Here is a 214-nt window from a genome sequence, read left to right on the forward strand (position 1 = left end):
AGTGGGCTTGCCATCCGGTGGCGCTCATCAGATCAGCCAAGCTGGCGCCCGATGCCTGTTTAAGCAGCGCGATCAACTGAGCCTGCTTGGTGGCGGGAGCCTCCACCGCCTCAACTGTTGCAGCCTGTGCGGGCGGGGGCTTGGCGGTCCGGCTGCGGCCGGAGGAGAGGGCCTTGGTTTGCGCTGCCTTGAGACCCCTGCGGCTCTTTGCAGG

The 214-nt window shown here is 66.8% G+C and carries 1 protein-coding gene; it reads right to left on the reverse strand.

The features are described 5' to 3' along the window. The coding region (locus PSUB009319_RS23385; RefSeq protein WP_260393130.1) for a DUF3489 domain-containing protein at nt 1–214 on the reverse strand (214 nt) is incomplete at both ends.

Source organism: Ralstonia sp. SET104 (genome assembly GCF_003851545.1).
Classification (GTDB): Bacteria; Pseudomonadota; Gammaproteobacteria; order Burkholderiales; family Burkholderiaceae; genus Ralstonia.